We start from the raw sequence: 20,384 nt of genomic DNA, 5'->3' as shown, positions 1-20,384 counted from the left end.
GTCAGTCGTCGCGGGGGGCGGGACGTCGGCGTGCGAACAGGCCCTTGACCCCCCAGATCACCAGCGCTGCACCCAGCGTGCAGGCGGCGAGCCACAGGAAGAACTGGTCTTCCCGGAAGTCGTACAGCGTGACCACGGCGATGACGGCGAGTCCCGCCACGGCAGCGGCCCCCCGGAGGACGTCAGCCACGGCTTCCTCCTCGGAGGTGGTTCTCCACCACGAGCGTGGCGGATTTCCGTGTGGCTTTCATCCCCGCACCGCCTTCCACAGCGCCTTGAATCGGCCGCCGACGTAGGTCACGACGCTACCTGCTGCGAGGTTGCAGATGAAATTCCCCTCGCACCGCTTCCACAATGCCGCGAAGCTCTTCGCGGCCCCGAGCTCGGCCAACGTCCTGCGCATGTCGATCGTGCCGCGAGTTCGCTCGTAGCCCTGAGGGAAGACCTCCGTCACGGTCACCACCCCGCCCTTGCACTGCTGGAGCGCCTTCACGACGACCCGCTCCGCGCCCCAGGCGCACATCATGCGCCACGACGAGCCGGATCTGCTGGTGGGCGCTGGTGGTGCGGCCTGCGCGGCACCGGGTCCGGTCACGACCACCACCGTGGTCAGCACGAGGGTCGCCAACGCCGCGACGGCACGCGGGTGTCGTGCCGGGGGGTCGATCAGCACGCGTCCGCGCGCCGCTCGCACATCGATCTCACTGCCGTCCTGCATCTGTGCCCCTTCATCCGGAAGAAGCGCCAGAATCGCGTGCGACGGTCGAGGACGTCGACAATTCCGGAAGGTCGCGGCAAGGATCGGCCGTCGTGGAGCAATGCCTTGCCCCGTGCGTGCAGGGCCTGGCTGCCGCTGGGCGCCGGAGGTATTCTTCAGGCCGTCGTCGAGCAGTCGCAGGGGAAGGTCGGGGGGCCAGAGGATGATCGTGTGTCACGACGACGTCGATGAGGTGATCGTGCGCCACGTCGGGCAGGGGATGACCAACCGGGAGATCGGACGCGCCATCTACCTGTCGGAGCACACGGTCGCCCACCGGATCACGCGGTTGCTCCGGCGCTCCGGGTTGCGGAACCGGGTGCAGATCGGCGCCGTGGCAGCGACCGCGGGAACGACGACGACCCCGCCGGACTGCCCCGGACACCCCTGCTGCTGAGCCTCAGCCCAGCCGCAGCTGCCACTCCCCGGCCACGCCCGCCGGTCGGAACCCCAGCGCCACGTTGATCGCGAGCATCGGGGCGTTCTCCTGCGCGTTCCAGGTGCCGATCCGGCGCGTGCCGGGCTGGATCTGCGTGAGCCGCGCGAGGTTCGCGGTCTTCACCAGCATCCCCAGTCGGTGCCCGCGGTGCTCCCGCAGCACGAGCGTGTCGTCCTGGTGCACGAACTCCACGGTGTCCGGTCGGTTCACCAGCGCGGTGAACGCCGCGAGCGTCCCGGTGGGCTCGTGCACGGCCGCCGCGACCCGGTAGGCCATGCCCCGCTCGACGAACGTCTGCTCGGCGGCCCGCACCCGGTCGGCGTCCCACACGTCCTCGCGCAGGTCGATGCCCCCGGCGGGGGCGTCCGTGCTCATCCGGGTGTTCAGGTGGGCGAACTGGTCCACCCAGGCGTCCGGGCAGCGCCCGTCCCAGGTGATCACCCGGTAGTCCGGTCCGGCAGCCTGCGCGGCGGCCTCGGCGTGCGCGGCGAGGAACGCCGGCTCCAGCGGGACGTCCAGCACGGACCGGCGCGACACCTGCTCCAGGTCCCAGCCGCGCCGGGTCGCGAACGCGACGCCCGGGTGGTCGGTCGCGACGCGCCCGGTCCCGGTGCTCGGCACCAGCGTCCCGGGGCCCTCCGGCGGCTCGACCCCGTGGTCGGTCGACGTCGTCAGCATGGTGCGCCCGTGCTCGCGCGCGGTGGCGAGCGCCAGGTCGTGCAGAGCGGAGCCGATGCCGCGCCCGCGGTGCTCGGGGCGCACGTCGAGCTGGACGAACCCGGTGTGGGTGTTGTCCTGCCGGGGCAGGTTGACGGCGACGTACCCGAGCACGCGCGCGGGGTCGGCCGGGCCGTCGGCGAGGGGCGCGTCGAGCGCGACGAACCGCAGCTTCAGGTCGTACTCCTGGTGCTGCAGGCCCGCGAGGATCTCCGTCGGCACGCGCGCGAGGTCCAGGTCGCCCCACGCGTCCAGGGCCGAGGCGTTCGTGGCGTCGACCATGCCGTGCAGCACCCACGCGTCGGGGGCGTCGAGGGCCGCGGGCACGGGCAGCGGGACGAGGTGCGCGTCGGTTCGGGTGGTCATGCGCCCATCGTGGGCGGCGCACCTCGCGCGGGGCGAGGGAATTCCGGCTTTCATGTCGGAGCGTCACTCCGGATACCTGCCGGGACGGGGGTGCCGCGGGTTCTGGTGGTCGCGCTACCGAAACCCGGGACGCGACGAGCCGGTACGGTCACCGTCATGCCAGTGCTGGAGATCATCGGGTGGGTCGGGTCCGCGCTCGTCGTCGTGTCCCTCATGCAGGCGCGCGTGCTGCGGTTCCGGTGGATGAACCTCGCCGGGTCGGCCATCGCCGCCGCCTACAACGCGTGGGTCGGCATCTGGCCGTTCGCCGTCATGAACGGCGTCATCGCGATCATCGACGTCTACTGGCTGGTGCGGCTCTACCGCGAGCAGCACGACGCCGACGTCTACCAGGTCGTCCCCGTCGGCGCCGGCGACCACTACCTGCGGCACGTCGTCGGGGTGCACGCCGACGACATCGCCCGGTACTACCCGTCCTACGCCCGCGACGCCCGCGACGCCGCCGCCGAGGACGCGCCGCCCGCGACGCGCTGGGCGTTCCTCGTGCTGCGCGGCGACGAGACCGTCGGCGTCGTCGTGCTCCGGCACACCGGCGGCGGCGTCGGCGAGGTCGAGCTCGACTACGTCACGCCGCGGTTCCGGGACTTCGCGCCCGGGGAGTTCGTCTACCGGCGCTCCGGCGCCCTCGTCGCCACCGGCCTGAACGCCCTCGTGGTCGCGGCCGACGCGCGCGAGAACGACGACTACCTCGCCCGTGTCGGCTTCCGCCACGAGGACGGCCGCTGGCGCCGCGAGGTCGCGGCGGCCTGACCCCGCCTGCGCCGCACGCCCTCCTGCCCTCACCCCCCTCGTGGCATCCGAGGTCCGTGTCGTGACGCTCCGAGCGGCCTGGATTCCAGCGCGCGAGCTGAACACCTGCGCACGGGCCGTGCTGGGCGGGAACGAGCCCGGTGGACGTGTCGCAGCCGCGGTCGTCCGGACCGCGCGTCCCGCCGAAGCCGAGGACCGCACCGCGGCGACCGCGAGAGCCAGCGGGCGCTCGCGTCCACCTACCTAGTTGGCACTAGGTGGTCTCCGCGGAGTGTTGCATGGTGACGCGTGCTCCGGGGGGCGACCCAGGCCTGACACCGGGGTCTGACGCGCGTCCTCGCGCGGCGGGACGCACGGGCCGTGCCGGTGGTCGGGCTGCTGTGTGGAGGAGGTGGGCAGGTGCCCAGGAGTGTCGGTGCTGCGTCCAGGGTGCGGGTCCGGGGTATCGCGCTTCTCGTCGTCGGCCTGCTGGTCGTGCCGAACGGTGCCGTCGCGGCGCCCGCTCCCGATCACGGGCCGACGGCCGGGGGCACGACCGTCTCCGGAGCGGTCCCCGCACCCCCGGTCGAGCTCACGACCGTCGCCGCCGGCAGGAACCACGCAGTGGCGTTGGGGTCGGACGGTCTGGCCTACGCCTGGGGTGACAGCACCTTCGGTCAGCTCGGGAACGGCACCACCACCCGGTCCCTGGTCCCAGTCCCGGTCCGTGTCCCTGGCGGGGTCACGTTCACCGCCGTCTCCGTCGGCCTCAACCACTCGCTGGCGCTGGGGACGGACGGTCTGACCTACGCCTGGGGCAACGGGAGCGACGGGAGGCTCGGGAACGGGACCACCGCCTCGTCCTCGGTCCCGGTCCCGGTCAGCGTCCCGGACGGAGTCACCTTCACCTCCGTCTCCGCCGGGTTGGCCCACTCGGTGGCGACGGGGTCGGACGGTCTGACCTACGCCTGGGGCGACGGGAGCGACGGGAGGCTCGGGAACGGGACCACCGCCTCGTCCTCGGTCCCGGTCCCGGTCAGCGTCCCGGACGGGGTCACGTTCACCGCCGTCTCCGTCGGCGATGCCCACTCGGTGGCGACGGGGTCGGACGGTCTGACCTACGCCTGGGGCAACGGGGGCTCCGGTCGGCTCGGGAACGGGACCACCGCCTCGTCCTCGGTCCCGGTCCCGGTCAGTGCCCCGGACGGGGTCACGTTCACCGCCGTGTTCGCCGGCAGCGCCCACTCGGTCGCGTCGGGGTCGGACGGTCTGACCTACGCCTGGGGCTACGCGGCCAGCGGGCAGCTCGGGAACTTCTCCGTCACCGCCCGGTCGGTCCCGGTGCTGGTCAGCGTCCCGGAGGGGGTCACCTTCACGGTCGCGTCCGTCGGCGCCGACCACGCGGTGGCGTTCGGGTCGGACGGTCTGACCTACGCCTGGGGCAGCGGGGTCAACGGGCAGATCGGGAACGGGACCGCCTCCGCGGCCTTCGTCCCGAGGGTGGTCAGCGTCCCGGACGGGGTCGCGTTCACCGCCGTGTTCGCCGGCGGTGACCGCTCGGTGGCGTTCGGGTCGGACGGTCTGACCTACGCCTGGGGCGCCGGAACCGCCGGACAGCTCGGGAACGGGACGACCGTCACGTCCACGGTCCCGGTCCTGGTGTCGACGGAGGTGGCGGTGACGGCGGTGCGGTTCGGCGGGGTGCCGGGCACGGGCCTCACCCAGCGCGAGGGGGCGTGGACCGTCACGACGCCCCCGCGCTGCGGGCCGGTCGACGTCGAGGTCACGTACACCCAGGTCGGGCGCACCTTCACCCGGACCACACCCGAGGGCTTCACCTTCGGCGACCCACCGACGGTCGTCACCCACCCCGTCGGGGCCGATCTGCCCGCGGGGGGCGGCGAGGTCGAGCTGACCGCGACGGCCGACGGCGACCCCGCCCCGGACCTGCAGTGGCAGCGAGCCCCCGTCGGCACCGAGGACTGGACGGACATCCCCGCGGCGACCACCAGCCCGCTGCGGACCACGATCACCACCAGCACCGACGTCCGGGCGGTGTTCAGCAGCTGCTTCGCCACCGTCGCGACCTCCACCGCGACCATCACCGTCGCACCCGTCGTCGGGCCGACGCTGTCGGGCGAGCCCCCGGCGGGCCTGGTGGGAGTGGACTACCGCTACGCGTTCACGGTGACCGGCGACCCCGCGCCGACGGTCCGCCACGCCGGCGGGGACCTGCCCGACGGGCTGGGCCTGGACCCCGCGACCGGTGTGCTGTCCGGGACCCCGGCCCGGCGCGGGACCTACGACTTCACCCTGACCGCGACCAACGGCAGCGTCGCCGACGGAACCGTCTCCGAGACCACCGCGTCCTTCACGATCGTGGTCGCTCAGCCACGCCCGGTGCACCTGGTTCTCACCCCGCGCGTCCAGGTCGTCGCCGACCTGCCCTAGCGCCCGCCGAGGTGACAGAGCTCGCCTGGGTCTGCGGGGTCGGTGAGAAGCGAGCACGGTCATCTCGCTGAGCGCGGTTTTGGTAGCAGCGCTACGGAAAGGGCGCGATCCGGCTGCGTGAGGGGCCGGGGTCGGGAGGTCGAGTCCGGGTGCGCGGTGCCGTGGAGGGTGGTTATCGGAGCGAGACTACGGAATGCATTCGGTAGTGCTGCTACCGTTTGCCTCGTGACCGCCAGCGCCACCGTCCCCGCGCGCGCGGACGGGCGTGCGCTGCGGGCTGCTGCGTCCCGGGCGCGCATCGCCGCCGCCGCGACGACGCTGTTCGTCGAGGAGGGCTACGCGGGCACGCCGATCACCGCGGTCGCCCGCGCCGCCGGGGTCGGGGTGCAGACCGTCTACTACTCGTACCCGACCAAGGCGGACCTGCTCGTCGGCTGCCTGGACCTCGCCGTCGACGGGGCCGACCGCCGAGACGGGGGCGTCGACCTGGCCGAGCAGCCGTGGGTCCGTGCCGTCGCCGCGGAGCCCGACCCGGTGCGCCGGCTGTTCCTGCACGCGCGCGGGTCGGCCGACCTCATGGGCCGCGCCGGCGCGGTCCTCGACCTCGTGCGCGTCGGTGCCGCCGGGGAGCCGGTGCTCGCGGCCGCCGCCGAGCGGGACGAGGCGCGCCGCCGGGCCGTGCACCGGGTGCTGGTCGAGGCGTCCGCGCGGGACGGCGTGCTGCGCGCCGCCCTCGACGTCGGCCAGGCGCTCGACCTGGTCACGCTGGTGCTCGGCCCGGAGACGTGGAACGCGCTGGTCCGCCGCGGGACGTGGAGCGGCCTGGCGTGGGCGCGCTGGGCGCACCGCACCCTGCTGGCGGACCTGGCGCCGTCGCGGTTCGACCCGGACGCGTAGGTCGCGTCAGCCCGGCTCGTGGCGCAGCAGGTCGCCCGGCTGGCAGTCGAGCGCCTCGCACAGCGCCTCGAGCGTCGTGAACCGCACCGCCTTGGCGCGCCCGTTCTTCAGCACCGCCAGGTTGGCGGGGGTGATGCCGACGCGCTCGGCGAGGTCGCCGACGGTCATCTTCCGGCGGGCGAGCAGGACGTCGATGTCGACGACGATCGGCATCAGACCACCTCGGCGAGCTCGGCGCGCAGCGCCGTCGCCTGCACGAGCAGCGCACGCAGCACCAGGACGAGGAGAGCGACCCCGGCGGCGGCGACCCCGCCGAGCACGACCAGCAGCACCACACCCGGGGCGACCGCCTCGCCGGGGGCGAGGACGAACGCGAGCACGATCGTCAGCAGCCAGGCGCCGACCGCGGACCCCGCGATGACGTCGACCCAGCGGAACGCCGCGGGCGAGAACACCGTGCCGCGCCGGACCAGGGCGAGCAGCCGCCACACGCACACGAGCGCGACCTCGACGGTCGCGAGCCCCAGCACGGCGACGACGCCGAGCGGCCAGCGCAGGTGCGCGGCCTCCGGCGAGCCGTCGAGGTCGGCCATCAGCAGCGGCACGATCACCACCTGCACCAGCAGCAGCCCGGCGAGCAGGACCGCGATCAGGGCGCGCAGCGCCAGGACTGCCCAGCGGGTCATGGGAACCCCTCCGTCATCTCTCGACCGTCGAGAGAAATCTATCGCTACTCGATAGATCGGCGGCTGGTCGGCGCGTGGAGGTGCTGCGGAGAGGTGGTGCGCGCGCTCACCACTGCGAGCGGACGTAGTCCTTCAGGAAGCAGCCGTACAGGTCCTCGCCAGCCTCGCCCCGGACGATCGGGTCGTAGACCCGCGCGGCGCCGTCGACCAGGTCGAGCGGGGCGTGGAAGCCCTCCTCGGCCAGTCGGACCTTGGTGGTGTGCGGGCGCTCGTCGGTGATCCACCCCGTGTCCACGGCGGTCATGAGGATGCCGTCGGCCAGCATCTCCGTCGCGCTGGTGCGGGTCAGCATGTTGAGCGCGGCCTTGCTCATGTTGGTGTGCGGGTGGCCGGGGCCCTTGTACCCGCGGGAGAACACGCCCTCCATGGCGGACACGTTCACGACGTACGTCCGGCGCGCGGCCGACGCGGCCATGGCGGGGCGCAGCCGGCTGATCAGGATGAACGGCGCGGTCTGGTTGCAGAGCTGCACCTCCAGCAGCTCCATCGCGTCGACCTGCTCGACCGTCGCGACCCACGAGTTCGTGTCGACGACGTCGGGGACCAGCCCACCGGCGTCGATGGACGTGCCCGCGACCAGCCGCTCCAGGCTCGCAGCCTCGGCGGTCAGCGACTGCGCGGTGAGCTCGTCGGCGGCGGCGCTGGCGACCCGCTCGATGGCGAGCGTCGGGCTGGTCAGCGCGCTGACCGAGCCGGTGAGGGCCCGCGGGTGCGCGTCGGAGGTGTGCCCGAAGGTCGTGATCATCCGCAGGCCGCCGTCGGCGAGCGGCGCGTCCTCCGCCTCGGCGATGCGCGCGTACGCGCCGGGCTGGCGCCGCACGGTCTGCGCGGCGTTGTTGATGAGGATGTCCAGCGGCCCCTGCGCGGCCACGTGGTCCGCGAGGGACACGACCTGGGCGGGGTCGCGCAGGTCGATGCCGACGACGTGCAGCCGGTGCAGCCAGTCCGCGGAGTCGTCCATGGCGCTGAACCGCCGGACCGCGTCGCGCGGGAACCGCGTGGTGATCGTCAGGTCGGCGCCGTCGCGCAGCAGCCGCAGCGCGATGTACATGCCGATCTTCGCGCGCCCGCCGGTGAGCAGGGCGCGGCGGCCGGTGAGGTCGGTGCGGGCGTCGCGCTTGGCGTGGTGCAGCGCCGCGCACTCGGGGCAGAGCTGGTGGTAGAACGCGTCGACCACGGTGTAGTCGCGCTTGCAGACGTAGCAGGGGCGCGGCCGCAGCAGCGTCCCGGCGGTCGCGCCGGTCGCGGACGACGTCAGGGCGATCCCGGCGGTCTCGTCGTCGATCCGCCCGGGGCTGCCGGTGGCGGTCGCGGCGACGACGGCGGCGTCGGCCTCGCTGATCAGCCGGCGCTTCTCGGTGCGGCGGTGCTTCTTCGCGGCCTTGAACAGGTGCGAGGACGCGCGGCGCGCGGCGGCGTGCTGCGGGTGCTCCTGCGGCAGGACGGCGACCTGGTCCATGACGCGCAGGAACGTCGCGAAGTCGGTCGGGTCGACGCCGGGCTGCTCGGGGGCGTCGTCGGGGTGCTGCGCGGGCGTGGTCGTCTGCGCGGTCATGCGCCGTTCCGTCCTGGGGTGGGGGAGGGCCGCCGCGGTCGCGCGGGGCCCGGAAGATGGTACGCGCCCGCGCGGAGCCGCTGCGCGGTGGTGTGCGCGGCCCGGCGGCGCGGGTGCCGTCGTCAGGCGATGACGTCTCCCTGACGGACCCGCGCCACGGCGTCCTGCGTCCCGAGCTCCACGCGCGCCGCGGGGTGGGAGGCGTAGAACCGCACCGTCTCGAGGAGGAGCACCGGGTCGAGGTCGACGGACGACACCTCGATCGCGATGTGCGGTGCCAGCCGCGAGGCCGCCGAAGGTCCGGTCCGGGTGCGGACGAGTGCGCGGCCGGGGTCGTCCGACCGGGCTGACCGCATCATCGTGACCAGGACGGTCGGGCGCCCCTCCCCGGCGGGCGCCACCGCGATCACCTGGTCCCAGGTGCCGGAGAGGTCGAAGGCCCAGGACCGGTGGATGATCCGCTCGGGCGTCAGGACGACGACCCCGCGGCGGAGGCGACCGCGCGCCACGGCGAGCAGTGCCGGAGCCGTGGCGCCGACGAGGGCGACCCCGCCGAGCGCGACGACGGCACCGGACGGTCCGGATCGCGTGACGCCGAGGAGGCCGGCCAGGACCAGCCCCACCCCGAGCGCGCAGGCGTAGCCGCCGACCAGGGCCCCGAGCACGGCGACGTCCCGCCGGTAGGGGAGCGCGAGACCAGGCACGGGCGCTTCCTCCGGCGTCGAGAGCCGGACGCCACGGGTGCTGCGTCGTCGCGTGCGCACGCGGGTCACGGCGATGAGCACCCCGAGGCACGCGACGGCCGGTGCGGTGGCGTAGACGGCGACCGCGCGCGGGTCCCCGGGGTCGTCCGACAGCGCCATCGCGATCGCGAGCGGTGCGACGGCGACGAGTGCGACCGCCATCGCGAGCGCCGCCGCACGGCCACCGCGTCGCCAGGCATCGGGCCAGGTCAGGAGGGCGGCCCGCGGTGTGGTCGAGCTCAGAAGATCGCCTCCCACGCGTCGCTGACGCCACCGGTCAGCGCGTTCCACCCATCGGAGACCGCTCCCGTGGTCGCATTCCACACGTCCTCGATCCCCTCGTCGACCTTTCTCCGGAAATCCTCCGGCACCCAGTTCTCCCACATCCACTGCGAGCCCATGCCGACAGCGACCCCGGCGAGCACGCCTGCCGCCGCCACCCACCCGACGGGTCCGCTCACGAGTGCGACGGTTCCAGCGGCCGCGACCGCGCCGGCCACGCCGCTCACGACAGCACTGCTGGGCGGGGTTCCCGTGCTGATGTCGTAGCCGATCCCCGCAACGGTGACGATGGTCCCGACGACCGGCAGCTTGCCGCCGAACAGCCGTGCGAGCCGACCCGCTGACAGCTCGTCGGCGTGCCGGGCGAGCTCGTCCGCCTGATTGGTCGCCGCTGCGCGCAGACGTTCTTGGAAGTGGGCCTCGACGCTGCCACCGGGGCTGCGGAGGTAGGCCTCCTCGGCGAGACGTGCCGTCTGCTGGAGGTTGGTGATGTAGTCACGGGTACCGCTGATGTAGCGCTTGAAGGTCTCCTCGGTCGCGATCACCGCGACATCGACCCAGCTCGTCCACGAGACGGCCTTCACCACGAAGGAACCGAGTGCGTCCAGGGCCGACTGGTAGGCGGCGACGATCGCACCGGCTTCGTCGACAGCGGAGTTGTATCGGGTGACCAGTGCGGCGTGGGCATTGCTTGACTCGACCGCCGCGTCGTAGGCCCGGATCTGGGCGGTGGTCGCGCTGCCGTCCGTCGGTGGTCGGGCGGGGACGAGGGGCGCGCGGCCGGGTTCCAGGATGCTCGTGCTGCTGAGGGTGAGTCCGGACACGGCGACGGACGCGCGCAGCGCGGACATCTCGTCCTGGGCTGTGCGCAAGGCAGTGGCGTAGGCGGAGAACGCCTCGGTGGTGTCACGCGCGGCTTGCTCCACCTCGTCAGTGCGGTCGACGATCGTCGACGCCACCGAGCAGAAGCCGTCGCTGGCGTCGCCGTCCCACTCCGCCGCGGCGGTTCGCCGGACCGAGACGAACGCGGTGCCGTACTCGGCGACCGCAGGGGTGAAGTGGGAGCCGATCCAGTCGGCCACCGACTGGACCTCGGTCGGCGATCCCGAGATCAACGTGTGGATCGGCATCGTTCAATCTCTCCAGAGTCCGTCGAGCGCAGCGGCTGCGCGCGTGTCGACCTGGGCGTAGGCGTCGCGTGAGGCATCGAGTCTGTCCGATGCCTCACGGGCGTCCATCGACAGGTTGTCGGCGGCAGCGACCAGCCGAGCGAGAAGGTCCGCCAGCGTCCCTGTCGCCGCGCCTCCGTCGGGTGCGCCCGGAGCACCGCTCATCGGTGCGTCGATCCCGTCTGACGCTCCTCGGAGCTCGTTCGCCATGGCACCGAGCTCGGTACGGACGTGAAACCCCCCGACCGAGGTCATGCCGAGCTGCTCCCCACGCGGTGCACCTCGGGGACCATCAGGTCGAGGTACACGACGTCGAACTGCTGGGTCCGGGCGATGTCGTCCATCCGATCCGTCGGGACGAGGACCCAGGGCTGATCCGGACCGCAGCACGTGACGAGCCGATCCAACGCCGTGTAGGCGAGCAGGGCGATGCGACCGTCACGCGTGGTCCGCAGCGACAGGCGGGCCTCGCCGTCCGATGTCGTCGCCGTCTCGCAGGGGACGTACAGGACGGGTGGAACCTGGCGGTTACCAGGGGCGTCGGGCACGTGCGACCTCCGATGTGCTGGACCTGGCGACGACTCTACGGGCGCGGAGACTCGCTAGGTGGCCCGTGCGTATGGCGGGTCAGGTGATCTTGCGGCGGTACGCCCGCACCGCCAGGACGTAGGCGAGCACCAGCACCCCGACCAGCCAGGCGAGCGCCACCCAGATCGCCGAGCCGACGGGCTGCCCGGCGAGCAGCGCCCGGATGGTGTCCACCACGGCGGTGACGGGTTGGTGCTCGGCGAACCAGGCCACCGGTCCGGGCATGGAGGAGGTCGGGACGAACGCCGAGCTGATGAACGGCAGGAAGATCAGCGGGTAGGAGAACCCGCTGGCCCCGTCGACGGTCTGCGCGGACAGCCCGGCGAGCACGGCGATCCAGGTGAGCGTCAGCGTGAACAGCAGGACCACGCCGAGGATCGAGAGCCACGCGGCGACGGACGCCCCGGACCGGAAGCCCATGAGCAGCGCGACCCCGATGACGAGGACCACCGACGTGAGGTTGGCGGCGAGCGAGGTGAGGACGTGAGCCCACAGGACGCTCGGCCGGGCGATCGGCATCGACTGCAGCCGTTCGACGATGCCGCCCTGCAGGTCGAGGAACAGCCGGTACGCGGTGTACGCGACCCCGGACGCCACGGTGATGAGCAGGATGCCGGGCAGCAGGTAGTCCACGTACGCGGACGTCGGCCCGTCCTGGATGGCGCCGCCGAAGACGTAGGTGAACAGCAGCATCAGGGCGATCGGGGTGACCGCGGTGGTGACGATGGTGTCCGGGCTGCGCAGGATGTGCCGCAGGGAGCGGCCGGTGAGGGCGACGGTGTCGTCCACGACGTGGGTGGTGCTCATCGGGGGTCCTTCCCGGCCGGCGGGTCACCGGCCCCGACGAGGGCGAGGAACACGTCCTCGAGCGTGGGCTGCTTCTCGACGTACTCGACGCGCGCGGGCGGCAGCAGCCGCCGGAGCTCGTCCAGGGTGCCGTCCTGGATGATCGTGCCCTCGTGCAGGATGGCGATGCGGTCGGCGAGGCGCTCGGCCTCGTCGAGGTACTGCGTGGTGAGCAGGACGGTCGTGCCGCCGGCGGCGAGGTCCTCGACGGTGCGCCACACCTCGGCGCGCGCCTGCGGGTCCAGGCCGGTCGTGGGCTCGTCCAGGAAGATCACCGGCGGGTCGCCGATGAGGCTCATGGCGATGTCGAGCCGTCGCCGCATCCCGCCGGAGTAGGTCGCCGCGCCCCGGGACCCCGCCTCGGTGAGGTCGAACCGCGCGAGCAGGGCGTCGGCGACCGCGCCGGGGTCGGGCACGTGCCGCAGCCGCGCGACGAGCGCGAGGTTCTCCCGGCCGGTGAGCACGCCGTCCACGGCCGCGAACTGCCCGGTGAGGCTGATCGACTCCCGGACGCGGGCGGGCTCGGCCACGACGTCGAACCCGTGCACGGCGGCGGTGCCGGCGTCGGGCCGCGTCAGCGTGGACAGGATGCGGACGAGGGTGGTCTTGCCCGCCCCGTTCGACCCGAGCAGCGCGACGACGGTCCCGGGGGCGACGTCGAGGTCGACGCCGCGCAGCACGTGCAGGTCGCCGAACGACTTCTCGACGCCGCGGACGGCGACGGAGGGCCCGGTCACCGCTCCCCGCCCCGTTCTGCCTCGTCGACCGCGCGGGTCAGGCGGGCGCGCTCCTTGTCCATCCACCGCTCGCCGCCGTACGCCTGCGCGAACGTCTCGGCGAACTCGACGGGGTCCGCCCCGACGACGTCGCGCACGGGCGTGCCGTCGGCGGCGGCCTGCTCCCAGAGGTCGGCGAGGTCGCCGAACATCCGCACGAGCGTGTCGCCGTCGGAGACGCCGGACGTCTGGAGGAGGTAGCGGTGCACGGCCTTCGCCGTCGTCCGGTAGGGCTCGGGCAGCGCGTCGACGCGTGCGTTGTCCTGGCGGTACTGCTTCTTCTGCTCGAGCGGGCCCGTGAGGGCCTCGATCCACTTCGCGACCATGTCAGTCGTCCCCTTCGGTCTGCTGGTGCGTGCTGGTGCGGTCCGCGCGCAGGTGCTCGATGCGTCCGGACAGGAAGGTCCAGGTGGTCCAGAACTCCGCGAGCTGCGCGGTGCCCGCGGCGTTGAGCGTGTAGACCTTGCGCGGCGGGCCCTTCTCGGACGGGACCTTGGTGACGTCCACGAACCCGCGCTGCTCGACGCGCACGAGCAGCGCGTAGACGGTGCCCTCGGCGAGGTCGGTGAACCCCTCGTCGCGCAGCTGCGCGGTGATCTCGTAGCCGTAGGCCGGGCGGGCCTCGAGGATCGCGAGGACGATCCCCTCGAGGGTGCCCTTGAGCATCTCGGTCATCTGGTTGCCCATGCGGGCCTCCTGTACTCGGTGTCGCTGACTACCGGTACAACGTAACGCTAGGTACCGGTACTTGGCAACACCGAGTACCGGGCGATGTCGCCGGAGCGCGACGGCATCGGGGACACTGGTGGCAGCAAGCCGCATTCACGACGAGGAGCTCCACCGTGCCCCAGGGAACAGTCCGTTGGTTCGACGCCGAGCGGGGGTTCGGCTTCCTCGCCCTCGGTGAGGACGCCGAGGACCTGTTCGTGCACGTGTCGGAGGTCGAGGGCGGTGCCCTGCTCCGCGAGGGCCAGGCCGTCGAGTTCGAGGTCGGCGAGGGCGACCGCGGCCCGCAGGCCCGCCGCGTCCGGGTCATCGGCGACGTCGCGGCCGACAGCGCGCTCGGCGTGCTCGGCACCGTCAACTGGTACGAGCCCGCCAAGGGCTACGGCTTCATCACGCCCGACGGCGGCGGTGCCGAGATCTTCGCGCACAGCTCCGCCATCGTCGGCGGCGGCGTGATCGCCGAGGGTCAGCGGGTCGCGTTCCTGGTCGGCGAGGGCGAGAAGGGTCCGCAGGCCGAGCACCTGCTGCCGCTCGGCTCCGACGCGGCACGGCCCGCCGCGGGCACGCCGGTCGACGACGGCGCCGACGGCACCGTGACCTGGTACGACGCCGGCAAGGGTTTCGGTTTCATCACCCCCGACAGCGGCGAGCAGGACATCTTCGTGCACGCCCGGTCCCTGAGCGGCGACCTGGCCGAGCTCGTCGAGGGCGACCGCGTGAGCTACCGCACGGCGGACGGCGAGAAGGGCCAGCAGGCCCAGGGTGTGCGGCTGGTCGGCGGCAAGAAGTCGCGGTTCACGCGGCCGGCCCCCGGTCGCGGCGGCCAGGATCGCGGGCGGGGCGGCCACGCCCCGGCGCGCGGCGGCCAGGGCGTCGTGTCCCGCTACGACGCGGATCGCGGCTTCGGCTTCATCACCCCCGACGACGGCGGGCCGGACCTGTTCGTGCACGTCTCGGTCGTCCGCGACGGCGAGGCGCTCTACGAGGGCGACCGCGTGCGGTTCCAGGTGCGGCAGAGCGACCGGGGTCCGCAGGCGGACCGCGTCGACCTGGTCTGAGCCGGGCGTCCGACCCCGGCGCGGATCCCCGGGCGCGACCGCGCCCGGGGACTCATGCCGCGAGGTGGAACGTCGCCGCGAACCGGTCGAGCAGGTCGGGGCGCCCGTGCAGCACCTCGACCACGCCGGTGTCGATGGCGTGCCCAGGGGTGACCTCGCCCGAGATGACCTGCCGGATGCCGGGCCCGGCGGTGAACGCCAGGTCCGCCGGCCCGTCGCCGCGCCCCACCGTGAGGGCGGCCCCGTCGACCCGGACCAGCAGCGCGGCCGGTCCGATGCGCGCCGCGTAGGCGGTCGCGGGCAGCAGCGCGGCCGCGTCGGGTCGGAACGCGGTGCGCAGCGCCATCGTCATCGAGTCCGGGGTGACGACCTGCTCGGCCCGGGGGTCGCCCATGGCCTTGAACCCCCAGGCCCCGAGGGCGAGGACGACGGGCTCGAGCTCCCGGCCGTACGGCGTGAGCTCGTACACGATCACGCGCGAGCGGGGCGCCCGCCGGACGATGCCCGCGGCCTGCAGCTCCTTGAGCCGGGCCGCGAGCACGTTGGTCGGGATGCGGGGCAGCCCGGCGGCGAGCTCGCCGTACCGGCGCGGGCCGACGAGCAGGTCGCGCACGAGCAGCAGCGCCCACCGCTCGCCGATCAGCTCCAGCGCGCGGGTGACGCCGCAGTACTGCCCGTACTCCCGTGCCGCCACGGTCTCAGCCCTGCGACGTGGTGACCGCCTCGGGGCCCTGCGCGGCGGCGACGGGGTCCATCCAGCCGAGCTCGAGCAGGTTGCCGTCGGGGTCGGTGAGCTGGCGCTGGTACATGAACCCGTAGTCGGCGGCCGGGCGCTCCTCGGTGCCCCCCGCCGCGAGCCCGGCGGCGGCGACGGCGTCCACGGCCTCGCGGGTGTCCTGGAAGATCGCGGTCGCGACGGAGACGGTCTGCGCGGGGTCGCCGATGGGGCGGTCGGTGAACGTCTGGAAGTACTCGCGGGTGAGCAGCATGAAGAAGGAGTGGTCCTCCTCGACGACGACGCAGGCGGCGTTCTCGTCGGTGAACTGCGGGTTGATGCGGTAGCCGAGCGCCGAGTAGAAGGCCTTCGCGCGGTCCAGGTCGGTCACCGGCAGGTTGACGAACATCGCGGTCATGGCGGGGCTCCCTCGGCTGGTGTCGGTGTGACGACGATCACACTTGCAAAAAACAAGTGCTGTCGTCAAGGGTCCCCGGGAATGAAAGACGGCGGGTCAAGGTTGAGCCCAGCAGACTCAAGTTCGCCCCCGGCGAGTTGCCACGCTGACGACCGAGGCGCAGACTTGAGCGCAGCAGGCTCAAGGCGCCCCGCCCGCACCCGCGGCGGTCGCGCCCACGGAAGCAGAGCACGACGAAGGAAGAGGCACGAAGACATGGCACGAGCAGTCGGCATCGACCTGGGCACCACCAACTCCGTGGTCGCGGTCCTCGAGGGCGGCGAGCCCACCGTCATCGCCAACGCCGAGGGCGCGCGCACGACCCCCTCGGTCGTGGCGTTCTCCAAGACCGGCGAGGTCCTCGTCGGCGAGGTCGCCAAGCGCCAGGCGGTCACCAACGTCGACCGCACCATCGCGTCCGTCAAGCGCCACATCGGCACCGACTGGACCACCGAGATCGACGACAAGAAGTACACGGCGCAGGAGATCTCCGCGCGCGTGCTCGGCAAGCTCAAGCGCGACGCCGAGGAGTACCTGGGCGAGCCCGTCACCGACGCGGTCATCACCGTCCCGGCGTACTTCAACGACGCCGAGCGCCAGGCGACCAAGGACGCCGGCCAGATCGCGGGCCTGAACGTCCTGCGCATCGTCAACGAGCCCACCGCGGCGGCCCTGGCCTACGGCCTGGAGAAGGGCAAGGAGGACGAGCTCATCCTCGTCTTCGACCTCGGCGGCGGCACGTTCGACGTCTCCCTGCTCGAGGTGGGCAAGGACGACGACTTCTCCACCATCGAGGTCCGCGCGACCTCCGGCGACAACCGCCTCGGCGGCGACGACTGGGACAACCGGATCGTCGAGTGGCTGGTCTCGCAGGTGAAGAACTCCACCGGCGTCGACCTGTCCAAGGACAAGATCGCCGTGCAGCGCCTGCGCGAGGCGGCCGAGCAGGCCAAGAAGGAGCTGTCGTCCGCGACCAGCACCAACATCTCGCTGCAGTACCTGTCGATGAGCGAGAACGGCCCCATCCACCTGGACGAGAAGCTCACCCGGGCGCAGTTCCAGGAGATGACCAAGGACCTGCTCGAGCGGACCAAGGCCCCGTTCAACGCGGTCATCCGCGACGCGGGCATCAAGCTCGCCGACATCGACCACGTCGTGCTGGTCGGCGGCTCGACCCGCATGCCCGCCGTCGCCGACGTCGTCCGCGAGCTCACCGGCGGCCGGGAGCCCAACAAGGGCGTCAACCCGGACGAGGTCGTCGCCGTCGGCGCCGCCCTGCAGGCCGGTGTCATCAAGGGCGACCGCAAGGACGTCCTGCTGATCGACGTCACCCCGCTGAGCCTCGGCATCGAGACCAAGGGCGGCGTGATGACCAAGCTCATCGAGCGGAACACGGCCATCCCGACCAAGCGCTCCGAGATCTTCTCGACGGCGGAGGACAACCAGCCGTCCGTGCTGATCCAGGTGTTCCAGGGCGAGCGCGAGTTCGCACGGGACAACAAGCCGCTGGGCACGTTCGAGCTGACCGGCATCGCGCCGGCCCCGCGCGGCGTCCCGCAGATCGAGGTCACCTTCGACATCGACGCGAACGGCATCGTCCACGTCGGCGCGAAGGACCGCGGCACCGGCAAGGAGCAGTCCATGACGATCTCCGGCGGCTCCGGCCTGCCGAAGGACGAGATCGACCGCATGGTCAAGGAGGCCGAGGCGCACGCCGCCGAGGACAAGAAGCGTCGCGAGGAGGCGGAGACCCGCAACTCCGCCGAGCAGCTGGTCTACTCGACCGAGAAGCTGCTGACCGACAACGACGACAAGCTCGGCGACGACGTCAAGACCGAGGTCCGCACGGCCGTGGACGACCTGAAGAAGGCGCTCGAGGGCGAGGACCTGGCCGAGGTCACCGCGAAGCAGACCGCGCTGGTCACCGCCTCGCAGAAGATCGGCGAGGCGCTGTACTCCGCGAACCAGCAGGCCGACGCGCCCGCCGGTGACGCGGGTGCCGAGCAGCCCGCCGCGTCGTCCGACGACGACGTGGTGGACGCCGAGATCGTCGACGACGAGGGTGAGAAGAAGTGAGCGACGACCCCACGCGACCCGACCCGGAGGAGCAGCCGCGGGTGACGGACAAGCGCCGCATCGACCCGGAGACGGGCGAGCTGCGCGAGCCGACCCCCGAGGAGCAGGTGCTCGCCGCCGCGGAGGAGGCCGCCGGTGCGGCCGCCGCCGAGGTGGTGGGCGAGGACCTGGCCGACGCGCAGCGCCTCGCGGCCGAGCGGCTGGACGAGCTCCAGCGCCGCAACGCCGACTACTACAACCTCGAGCAGCAGTACTCCGCGTACGTGAAGCGGTCCAAGGCCGAGGCCCTCGCGGCCCGGGACCAGGGCGTCGTCGCGGTCGCCGAGGCGCTGATCAGCGTCCTCGACGACATCGAGCTGGCCCGCCAGCACGGCGACCTGGTCGGACCGTTCGCGTCCATCGCGGAGAAGCTGGAGTCGACCGTCGGCCGGTTCGGCATCGAGCGCTACGGCGCCGCGGGCGAGCCCTTCGACCCGCAGGTGCACGAGGCGCTCATGCACGGGCACTCGGCGGACGTCACCGAGCCGACGGTGCAGCAGGTGCTGCAGCCCGGCTACCGGATGGGTGAGCGCGTCGTGCGCGCCGCCCGGGTGGCGGTCGTCGACCCCGAGGCGTGACGGGCATCATCAGGACCCACCGGCCGGGGGCGCGTCGCGACGGCGTCGCCCCGGCCGGTGGGTCGACCCCGGCCCGGGGCGGGACGCCCCCGGGTCGGACGAGAGAGCGGAAGGAGGCGTCGTGAGCGGTCAGGACTGGCTGGAGAAGGACTTCTACGCCGTGCTCGGCGTCGCCAAGGACGCGGACCAGGCCACGATCAAGAAGGCCTACCGCAAGCTGGCGCGCACCATGCACCCCGACCACAACCCGGGGGACGCCGCGGCGGAGGCGAAGTTCAAGGAGGTCGGCGAGGCGTACGCGGTGCTGTCCGACCCCGAGCAGCGCCAGCAGTACGACCAGCTCCGGGCCATGGCCGGTGGGGCGCGGTTCCGCGCCGGGGCCGGCGGCGCCGGGGGAGGTGGCGGTGCCAACGGCGGGTTCGAGGACCTGTTCGGCGGCGTGTTCACCGGTGCCGGCTCCGGCGGCAGCCGCGTGCGGTTCCCGCAGGGCGGGGCGCCCGGCGGCGCCGGTGGCGGCGGCGGGTTCGAGGACATCCTCGGGGGCCTGTTCGGCGGCGGTGGCGGCTTCGGCCAGACCCGCGGCCAGCAGCGCCGGGGCGCCGACCTCGCGGCCGTGACCACCCTGCCGTTCCGGCAGGCCGTGGAGGGCTCGACCGTGGCGCTCGGCGTCGAGGGGCGGACCGTCAAGGCCCGCATCCCCGCCGGCGTCCGCGACGGCCAGAAGATCCGGCTGCGCGGCAAGGGCCGCCCCGGCGAGCACGGCGCGCCCGCGGGCGACCTGGAGGTCACCGTCCGCGTGACCCCGCACCCGGTGTTCACGCTCGACGGCAACAACCTGCGGCGGACGCTGCCGGTCGCGTTCGACGAGGCCGCGCTGGGCGCGGAGGTCGCCGTGCCGACGCTCGACGGCGGCACCGTGCGGCTGAAGATCCCGGCGGGCACCCCGTCCGGGCGCACGCTGCGGGTCAAGGGCCGCGGCGTCACCACGGCGAGCGGCACCGGCGACCTGCTGGTCACCGTGCAGGTCGTCGTCCCGCAGCGGCTCAGCGCCGCCGCGAAGGAGGCCGTGCAGGCCTTCGGCATCGCGACGTCCGGCGAGGACCCGCGGGCCGACCTGCTGGCCCGCGCGAAGGAGTGACCCCCGGGCCCGCCGGGTGGGGCGACGTCCCCGCCCGGCGCGCCCGCCGGACCGCAGGAAGGTGGTCGTGATGGTCTCGACGTCCCCGGACGCGCAGGTCTACGTGATCTCCGTCGCCGCGGAGCTCGCGGGCATGCACCCGCAGACGCTCCGGCAGTACGACCGGCTCGGCCTCGTCCAGCCCGGTCGCACGCGCGGGCGCGGCCGCCGGTACTCGCTGCGCGACATCGCCACGCTGCGGGAGGTGCAGCGCCTGTCCCAGGAGGAGGGCGTGAACCTCGCGGGCATCAAGCGGATCCTCGAGCTCGAGTCCGAGGTCGAGCGGCTGACCCGGCAGGTCGAGTACCTGCGGGCCGTCGCCGAGCCCGGCCGCCGGGTGTTCGCCGCGCACCCGTCGGGCGACGTGGTCGCGCTGGGCGCGGGCGCCCGGGCGGCCCGCCGCCGCCCGGGGGAGGTCCCGACCGAGGACCCCCGCG

The 20,384-nt window shown here is 73.2% G+C and carries 24 protein-coding genes; 9 read left to right on the top strand and 15 right to left on the bottom strand.

All coding sequences use genetic code 11. The features are described from left to right. Position 1 precedes the first annotated feature (1 nt). Entirely contained in the window at positions 2-190 is a 189-nt protein-coding gene (locus tag EBM89_RS04825; RefSeq protein WP_122148330.1) for a hypothetical protein, read from the bottom strand. 57 nt (positions 191-247) lie between these two features. Continuing rightward, positions 248-718 carry a hypothetical protein gene (locus tag EBM89_RS21040; RefSeq protein WP_158609502.1) on the bottom strand — a complete coding sequence of 157 codons (471 nt, stop codon included), beginning with the start codon at positions 716-718 and terminating at the stop codon, positions 248-250. Positions 719-818: 100 nt separating this feature from the next. Between EBM89_RS21040 and EBM89_RS22525 the strand changes: the two genes are divergently transcribed. Then, entirely contained in the window at positions 819-1,154 is a 336-nt protein-coding gene (locus EBM89_RS22525; RefSeq protein WP_369408623.1) for a response regulator transcription factor, read from the top strand. A 3-nt stretch (positions 1,155-1,157) separates the two neighbouring features. Here EBM89_RS22525 and EBM89_RS04810 read toward each other — a convergent pair whose 3' ends face one another. Further along, positions 1,158-2,279: a GNAT family N-acetyltransferase gene (locus tag EBM89_RS04810; protein WP_122148327.1), complete on the bottom strand. Its 1,122-nt coding sequence runs from the start codon at positions 2,277-2,279 to the stop codon at positions 1,158-1,160. Between the two features lie 156 nt (positions 2,280-2,435). Here EBM89_RS04810 and EBM89_RS04805 point away from each other — a divergent pair, with 156 nt between their 5' ends. From EBM89_RS04805 to EBM89_RS22000, 3 genes are all read left to right on the top strand, one after another. Next, a complete protein-coding gene (locus EBM89_RS04805) occupies positions 2,436-3,089 on the top strand; it encodes a YgjV family protein (protein WP_122148326.1) in 654 nt (217 codons plus the stop codon). 399 nt (positions 3,090-3,488) lie between these two features. Next, positions 3,489-5,519 carry an RCC1 domain-containing protein gene (locus tag EBM89_RS04800; protein ID WP_147463449.1) on the top strand — a complete coding sequence of 677 codons (2,031 nt, stop codon included), beginning with the start codon at positions 3,489-3,491 and terminating at the stop codon, positions 5,517-5,519. Between the two features lie 225 nt (positions 5,520-5,744). Then, complete coding sequence (locus tag EBM89_RS22000; RefSeq protein WP_158609498.1) at positions 5,745-6,416, top strand: TetR/AcrR family transcriptional regulator; 672 nt, start codon at positions 5,745-5,747, stop codon at positions 6,414-6,416. Positions 6,417-6,422: 6 nt separating this feature from the next. Here the strand turns inward: EBM89_RS22000 and EBM89_RS04790 are convergent, their stop codons facing one another. The 10 genes from EBM89_RS04790 to EBM89_RS04740 all read right to left on the bottom strand — a co-directional run bounded on the left by EBM89_RS04790 (position 6,423) and on the right by EBM89_RS04740 (position 13,808). Continuing rightward, the gene (locus EBM89_RS04790; protein ID WP_122148323.1) at positions 6,423-6,629 is read right to left on the bottom strand and encodes a helix-turn-helix domain-containing protein; all 207 of its coding nucleotides are present in this window, start codon (positions 6,627-6,629) and stop codon (positions 6,423-6,425) included. Beyond that, on the bottom strand, positions 6,629-7,102 hold the full coding sequence (locus EBM89_RS04785) for a DUF2975 domain-containing protein (RefSeq protein WP_122148322.1): 474 nt from the start codon (positions 7,100-7,102) through the stop codon (positions 6,629-6,631). Before EBM89_RS04785 ends, EBM89_RS04790 begins: the two co-directional genes overlap by 1 nt. 106 nt (positions 7,103-7,208) lie before the next feature. Beyond that, positions 7,209-8,717 carry an SDR family oxidoreductase gene (locus tag EBM89_RS04780; protein WP_122148321.1) on the bottom strand — a complete coding sequence of 503 codons (1,509 nt, stop codon included), beginning with the start codon at positions 8,715-8,717 and terminating at the stop codon, positions 7,209-7,211. Between the two features lie 122 nt (positions 8,718-8,839). Further along, positions 8,840-9,622: a hypothetical protein gene (locus EBM89_RS04775; protein ID WP_122148320.1), complete on the bottom strand. Its 783-nt coding sequence runs from the start codon at positions 9,620-9,622 to the stop codon at positions 8,840-8,842. 77 nt (positions 9,623-9,699) lie between these two features. After that, on the bottom strand, positions 9,700-10,872 hold the full coding sequence (locus tag EBM89_RS04770) for a hypothetical protein (protein ID WP_122148319.1): 1,173 nt from the start codon (positions 10,870-10,872) through the stop codon (positions 9,700-9,702). A 290-nt stretch (positions 10,873-11,162) separates the two neighbouring features. Then, positions 11,163-11,459, bottom strand: a complete 297-nt coding sequence (locus EBM89_RS04760; protein WP_122148317.1) for an SAV_915 family protein — start codon at positions 11,457-11,459, stop codon at positions 11,163-11,165. A gap of 79 nt (positions 11,460-11,538) precedes the next feature. Next, on the bottom strand, positions 11,539-12,306 hold the full coding sequence (locus EBM89_RS04755) for an ABC transporter permease (protein WP_122148316.1): 768 nt from the start codon (positions 12,304-12,306) through the stop codon (positions 11,539-11,541). Continuing rightward, positions 12,303-13,082 (bottom strand): ABC transporter ATP-binding protein, encoded by a 780-nt coding sequence (locus EBM89_RS04750; protein ID WP_122148315.1) that lies wholly within the window; start codon positions 13,080-13,082, stop codon positions 12,303-12,305. The genes EBM89_RS04755 and EBM89_RS04750 overlap by 4 nt, the downstream gene beginning before the upstream one ends. Continuing rightward, positions 13,079-13,447 (bottom strand): DUF1048 domain-containing protein, encoded by a 369-nt coding sequence (locus tag EBM89_RS04745; RefSeq protein WP_122148314.1) that lies wholly within the window; start codon positions 13,445-13,447, stop codon positions 13,079-13,081. The genes EBM89_RS04750 and EBM89_RS04745 overlap by 4 nt, the downstream gene beginning before the upstream one ends. Position 13,448: 1 nt before the next feature. Further along, positions 13,449-13,808, bottom strand: a complete 360-nt coding sequence (locus EBM89_RS04740) for a PadR family transcriptional regulator (RefSeq protein WP_122148313.1) — start codon at positions 13,806-13,808, stop codon at positions 13,449-13,451. 155 nt (positions 13,809-13,963) lie between these two features. Here EBM89_RS04740 and EBM89_RS04735 point away from each other — a divergent pair, with 155 nt between their 5' ends. Further along, positions 13,964-14,905, top strand: coding sequence for a cold-shock protein (locus tag EBM89_RS04735; protein WP_122148312.1), 942 nt, complete (start codon positions 13,964-13,966; stop codon positions 14,903-14,905). Positions 14,906-14,957: 52 nt separating this feature from the next. On the opposite strand, the gene EBM89_RS04730 is transcribed toward EBM89_RS04735, so the two are convergent. Both EBM89_RS04730 and EBM89_RS04725 read right to left on the bottom strand, forming a co-directional pair. Further along, on the bottom strand, positions 14,958-15,599 hold the full coding sequence (locus EBM89_RS04730) for a winged helix-turn-helix transcriptional regulator (protein ID WP_122148311.1): 642 nt from the start codon (positions 15,597-15,599) through the stop codon (positions 14,958-14,960). 4 nt (positions 15,600-15,603) lie between these two features. Then, on the bottom strand, positions 15,604-16,038 hold the full coding sequence (locus EBM89_RS04725) for a VOC family protein (RefSeq protein ID WP_122148310.1): 435 nt from the start codon (positions 16,036-16,038) through the stop codon (positions 15,604-15,606). A 255-nt stretch (positions 16,039-16,293) separates the two neighbouring features. Here EBM89_RS04725 and dnaK point away from each other — a divergent pair, with 255 nt between their 5' ends. From dnaK to EBM89_RS04705, 4 genes are all read left to right on the top strand, one after another. Continuing rightward, positions 16,294-18,153, top strand: a complete 1,860-nt coding sequence (gene dnaK, locus EBM89_RS04720) for a molecular chaperone DnaK (protein WP_122148309.1) — start codon at positions 16,294-16,296, stop codon at positions 18,151-18,153. After that, entirely contained in the window at positions 18,150-18,770 is a 621-nt protein-coding gene (locus EBM89_RS04715) for a nucleotide exchange factor GrpE (protein WP_122148308.1), read from the top strand. Before dnaK ends, EBM89_RS04715 begins: the two co-directional genes overlap by 4 nt. Before the next feature lie 121 nt (positions 18,771-18,891). After that, positions 18,892-19,908, top strand: coding sequence for a DnaJ C-terminal domain-containing protein (locus tag EBM89_RS04710; RefSeq protein WP_122148307.1), 1,017 nt, complete (start codon positions 18,892-18,894; stop codon positions 19,906-19,908). Between the two features lie 70 nt (positions 19,909-19,978). Continuing rightward, positions 19,979-20,384 (top strand): heat shock protein transcriptional repressor HspR (locus EBM89_RS04705; RefSeq protein WP_122148352.1); only part of this gene is annotated, 406 nt, incomplete at its 3' end.

This window comes from Cellulomonas triticagri (assembly GCF_003696205.1).
Taxonomy (GTDB): Bacteria; Actinomycetota; Actinomycetes; order Actinomycetales; family Cellulomonadaceae; genus Cellulomonas; species Cellulomonas triticagri.
This window is presented reverse-complemented; position numbering and strand designations above follow the sequence as displayed.

Bases quoted from the DNA above. Each gene is read 5' to 3' on its own strand.
- EBM89_RS22525 (WP_369408623.1), top strand. From the start codon at position 819: ATGCCTTGCCCCGTGCGTGCAGGGCCTGGCTGCCGCTGGGCGCCGGAG.
- EBM89_RS04770 (WP_122148319.1), bottom strand. From the start codon at position 10,872: ATGCCGATCCACACGTTGATCTCGGGATCGCCGACCGAGGTCCAGTCG.
- EBM89_RS04780 (WP_122148321.1), bottom strand. From the start codon at position 8,717: ATGACCGCGCAGACGACCACGCCCGCGCAGCACCCCGACGACGCCCCC.
- EBM89_RS04740 (WP_122148313.1), bottom strand. From the start codon at position 13,808: ATGGGCAACCAGATGACCGAGATGCTCAAGGGCACCCTCGAGGGGATC.
- EBM89_RS04805 (WP_122148326.1), top strand. From the start codon at position 2,436: ATGCCAGTGCTGGAGATCATCGGGTGGGTCGGGTCCGCGCTCGTCGTC.
- EBM89_RS04725 (WP_122148310.1), bottom strand. From the start codon at position 16,038: ATGACCGCGATGTTCGTCAACCTGCCGGTGACCGACCTGGACCGCGCG.
- EBM89_RS04785 (WP_122148322.1), bottom strand. From the start codon at position 7,102: ATGACCCGCTGGGCAGTCCTGGCGCTGCGCGCCCTGATCGCGGTCCTG.
- dnaK (WP_122148309.1), top strand. From the start codon at position 16,294: ATGGCACGAGCAGTCGGCATCGACCTGGGCACCACCAACTCCGTGGTC.
- EBM89_RS04810 (WP_122148327.1), bottom strand. From the start codon at position 2,279: ATGACCACCCGAACCGACGCGCACCTCGTCCCGCTGCCCGTGCCCGCG.
- EBM89_RS04775 (WP_122148320.1), bottom strand. From the start codon at position 9,622: ATGGCGGTCGCACTCGTCGCCGTCGCACCGCTCGCGATCGCGATGGCG.
- EBM89_RS21040 (WP_158609502.1), bottom strand. From the start codon at position 718: ATGCAGGACGGCAGTGAGATCGATGTGCGAGCGGCGCGCGGACGCGTG.
- EBM89_RS04745 (WP_122148314.1), bottom strand. From the start codon at position 13,447: ATGGTCGCGAAGTGGATCGAGGCCCTCACGGGCCCGCTCGAGCAGAAG.
- EBM89_RS04790 (WP_122148323.1), bottom strand. From the start codon at position 6,629: ATGCCGATCGTCGTCGACATCGACGTCCTGCTCGCCCGCCGGAAGATG.
- EBM89_RS04755 (WP_122148316.1), bottom strand. From the start codon at position 12,306: ATGAGCACCACCCACGTCGTGGACGACACCGTCGCCCTCACCGGCCGC.